The organism is Nonomuraea zeae (assembly GCF_005889725.1).
GTDB classification, from domain to species: Bacteria; Actinomycetota; Actinomycetes; order Streptosporangiales; family Streptosporangiaceae; genus Nonomuraea; species Nonomuraea zeae.
Genome location: NZ_VCKX01000541.1, coordinates 1 through 3,948 on the forward strand (window position 1 = coordinate 1; position 3,948 = coordinate 3,948).

At 73.5% G+C, this 3,948-nt stretch carries 4 protein-coding genes; 3 read left to right on the forward strand and 1 reads right to left on the reverse strand.

Features of this window, described 5'->3' with window-relative positions:
* Both ETD85_RS60735 and ETD85_RS60740 read left to right on the forward strand, forming a co-directional pair.
* Positions 1-696, forward strand: a 696-nt coding sequence (locus ETD85_RS60735) for a helix-turn-helix domain-containing protein (protein ID WP_206059618.1), incomplete at its 5' end; no start/stop codon positions are given.
* Positions 697-816: 120 nt separating this feature from the next.
* Complete coding sequence (locus ETD85_RS60740; protein ID WP_138698844.1) at positions 817-1,245, forward strand: type II toxin-antitoxin system PemK/MazF family toxin; 429 nt, start codon at positions 817-819, stop codon at positions 1,243-1,245.
* Positions 1,246-1,531: 286 nt separating this feature from the next.
* Here the strand turns inward: ETD85_RS60740 and ETD85_RS60745 are convergent, their stop codons facing one another.
* Entirely contained in the window at positions 1,532-2,872 is a 1,341-nt protein-coding gene (locus ETD85_RS60745; protein WP_138698845.1) for a hypothetical protein, read from the reverse strand.
* Between the two features lie 252 nt (positions 2,873-3,124).
* Between ETD85_RS60745 and ETD85_RS60750 the strand changes: the two genes are divergently transcribed.
* Positions 3,125-3,948, forward strand: an 824-nt coding sequence (locus ETD85_RS60750) for an NAD(P)/FAD-dependent oxidoreductase (protein ID WP_138698846.1), incomplete at its 3' end; no start/stop codon positions are given.

Here is a 3,948-nt window from a genome sequence, read left to right on the forward strand (position 1 = left end):
CCACCGACCCGTCCCCCGAACGCTCCGCCCGCTTCAAGGCACCACACCCCGATCGACGACCCGCTCAGCCCGAACAGCCGCACCCCAACCGGCCTGCTCGACCCGGCCGAACCGCTCGGCCCGAACAGACCACTCGGGTCCAACGGACCGCTCGGCCCGAACGGCCACACGCCAGCCGGACCACCCAACCCGACCGACCCCACGCCAACCGGCATGCTCGACCTGGCCGGACCGCTCGGCCCGAGCAGCGGCACCCCGGCCGATCCGCCTGGTCCGGAAGCCCGCACCCCGACCAAGCCGGGCGCCTCGACCAGGCTGGGGACGTCGGCCCGGCTGGGGACGTCGACCAGGCCGGGCACCGCGGCCGGGATCGCCGACGCCGCTCGGGAGGCCATCTCGGCCGACCATCCGGCGGCCGGGGCCCTGCTGTCGCTCGCCGAGCTCCTGGCCGTCTCGCCCTACCAGCTCAGCCGGGCGTTCACCCGCGAGGTCGGAGTCTCCCTGACCCACTACCGCAACCGCGTCCGGGTGGGCAGAGCGCTCGACCAGTTGGAGGACGGCGCCACGAGCCTGGCCGAGCTTGCCGCCGACCTGGGGTTCGCCGATCAGGCCCACCTGACCCGCACGATCCGCCGCCACACCGGCCACACCCCCACGGCGCTGCGCCGCCTCCTCGCCTCTCCCGAAGGTCCATGACGCGCTGCGCCGCCAGCTCGCCTCTCCGGAAGATCCGTGACGCGCTGCGCCGCCAGCTCGCCTCTCCGGAAGATCCGTGACCGGCTGGATTTCGCTGACCTGCCACCGTAAGCTCCCACAATGCGCGATCTAGGTGAAGATCCCCGGCCGGCTCGGGGTGCGGTACGCGAGATCCATTCCCTCAGGGGGCCCGCCACTCTGGCCTACTCCCCCGACCTCGACGGCCTGGCCGACCCAGGCGAGATCGTCTGGGCCTGGGTGCCGTACGAAGAGGACCCGGACAAGGGCAAGGACCGTCCGTTGCTGATCGTCGGCCGCACCGGGCGCAGGCTGCTCGGCATGATGCTGTCCAGCAAGGGCGACGAGGGGCCCGACTGGCTGGAGCTGGGCCCGTGGGGGCGCGACGGCCGGGTGTCGTACGTACGGCTGGACCGGGTCTTCGAACTGGACGAGGACGACATCAGGCGCGAGGGCGCGGTGCTCGACGGCGACCGGTTCGCGAGGGTGGCGGCCAGGCTCATGAAGACCCACGGCTGGAACGCCGGCTGAGGCCCTCCCTCACGATTGGAAGCCCGCAGCACAAACGCGGCTTGAGATCCCCGCTCCGGACCTGGGGCACCCAGCACAAATGCGCCTTGGGGTCCCCCGCTCGGGACCCTAAGCACCCAGCGCAAACGCCCGGCCCGAGATCCCCGCTCCCGGTCTTAGACCCACGGCGCAAACGCGACCCGCGACCCAAGGTGCCTGCCCTCCAGGGTGACGGCCAAGGCGCGAACACGACCCGAGGTGCCTGCCCTTGGGATCAGGCTCGCAGTGGGAACGCCGGTTGACGGTGTCAGACCGGCACGATCAGGGCTTGGGGGCGGTCTGCGGGGAAGACCCACACATGCTTCCCCGCCGCGATCATCAGCGCGGGAGGTGACTGCAGGCCCAGCGGGATCACGCGTAAGGGGGCGCCGGCCGCCGGGGCGAGCGCGAACAGGTCGTGTCCCGCGCCGGCCACGATCCCGTTCGCGCAGACCAGGAAGGGCACCGGCCCCTCAGGCGCGGGCACGAGCCGCCTCGGCTCCCCGGACCAGGCGGAAACGCGCAAGAGCCCGTCCGCGACGCTGACCCACAGGGATCCCGCGCACACGATCATGCCGCCCCGCTCGCGCTCCCCGAGGTCCACCTCCTTCGGGCCGCCGCGCAGCAGGGTGTCCCGCTTCGAGGTCCACCACAGCCGCTCGCCCTCCACCGCGCACCGGTCGAGCCCGGGCAGCTCGACCAGCTCGCCCAGTCGGCCGGGCGCGGCCAAGCGGCACGCCCGGTCGGTTCCGACGGCCCAGATCTCCCCGCCACCCGCGAGGACACGGCCTTCGAAATGCGCACTGGCCAGCGGGAAACCTTCGGGGTCGAGCCAGTAGACCCGGTCACCGGCGATCCCGGCCACCGTCCCCGCCAGGGACCCGGACGGTCGCGAGTCCACTGGCGGCGCCCCGGCGAACGTCCTGGGCACCATCACGGTCTCCGCCAGCGTGCCGGGCACACCGGCCGTACCGGCGGACACCGTCCCCGGCACCGCCGCCAGGGATCTCAACACCAGCACCCCGCCCTCGACCACATGTCCCGTGTCACCACCGTTCGCCGCGCGTCCCGTGTCGGCACCACCCTCCGCGCGTCCCGCGTCGCCACCATTCGCCGCACGTCCCGCGTCACCACCACTCATCGCGCGGGCCGCGTCACCGCCGACCGACGCGCGGGAGGCCGTGCCACGATCCGCCAGGCGGGACACGTCACCACGACCCGCCACGTGAGGTCCCTCGCCACGATCCGCCGCGCGAGCCGCACCGGCTCGGTCCGTCGCGCGGGGCGCATCACCACGACCTGCCGTGCGGGGCACATCGCCGCGATCCACCGTGTGGGGCGTATCACCGCTACCCGCCGTGTGGGGCATATCGCCGCGACCCGCCACCGCACGGAGCTCGTTGCCGCGATCGGCCGTGCGGGAGGCGTACCTTTCGCCGGGCGTGGTCGGGTGTGGGGGGCGGCGGGTGCCGGGCGCGGCGTGCAGCGGCGTGCCGGACGCCGTGTAGGCCCGCACCCCGTCGCTGCCCGCACACCACACGGTGGTCCCGTCCGATGCGGCGGCCAGGACGGGGCTGGGCAGGTCGATCATGGTGACGGCGACGTCCATGCGCTGACCATAGCCGTCCCGGATCACGGTCAAGAGAGCCTGCCGTCAGCGCTGCTCAGGGCCGGTCCCGCCAAGGGCCCGCGGCCGATCCCGCCACCGGACTCACAACCGGTCCCACGACCGGTCCCACAGCCATTCCCAGTGGCATGCGGCCGGGGCCCGAGCACGGGATAGGCCGTGCCCAGGTATCCGGATGGCAAGCGGCCGATCCGGTCATCAGCCCAGGTCACCCCTACTGCGATCATTGGTCCCATGCGTGTTGTGGTGATCGGAAGCGGCATCGTCGGAGCCAGTGCGGCCTACTACCTGAGCGGTAGCGGCGCCTCGGTGACCGTGGTGGACGGCGGATACCAGGGCGAGGCGACCCAGGCGGGCGCCGGCATCGTGTGCCCGTGGGTGGACCATCCGGAGGACGACGACTGGTACCAGCTGACCCGCGAGGGCGCCCGGCTCTACCCCGACCTGGTGGAGGAGCTGGGCGAGGACATCGGGTACGCCAAGGTCGGCGCCCTGCTGGTGGCGGAGGACCCGGCCGATCTGGAGCCGGTACGCGCCCTGCTGCGCCGCCGCCATGCCGCCGCGCCGGAGATGGGCGACGTCGTCGACGTGGCCACCCCGGCCGAGCTGTTCCCGCCGCTGTCCGACACGTTGAGCGCGCTCCTCGTACCGGGCGCCGCACGCGTGGACGGCCGTTCGGTCCGCGATGCCCTGCTGCGCGCCGCGGTCGCCCAGGGCGCGCAGGTACGCATGGGCGCGGCGACACTCACCCCCGACGGCCAGGTGCTCGTGCACGATCCGGTCGGCGGACCTGTCACCTGGGACGACCACATTGCCCCGGACGAGTCACCAGACCGGCCCGCCGCGAGGGGTGACCGGCCCGCGTCCCCGCTCCAGGAGCCCTCGGCCGGGCAATCCGCAGGATCCCCGCGACGGCAGCAACATGACGCCGCACCCGAGCAGCAGGGCGCCGCGAGCGGGACGCCCCTGGACGGGACGCTTCCGGGCGGTCGGGACGTGAGCGAGGCGCCGATCAGCGGGGAGGACGTCTCCTGGCGGCAGGCCGCGCCGCTCGCGCC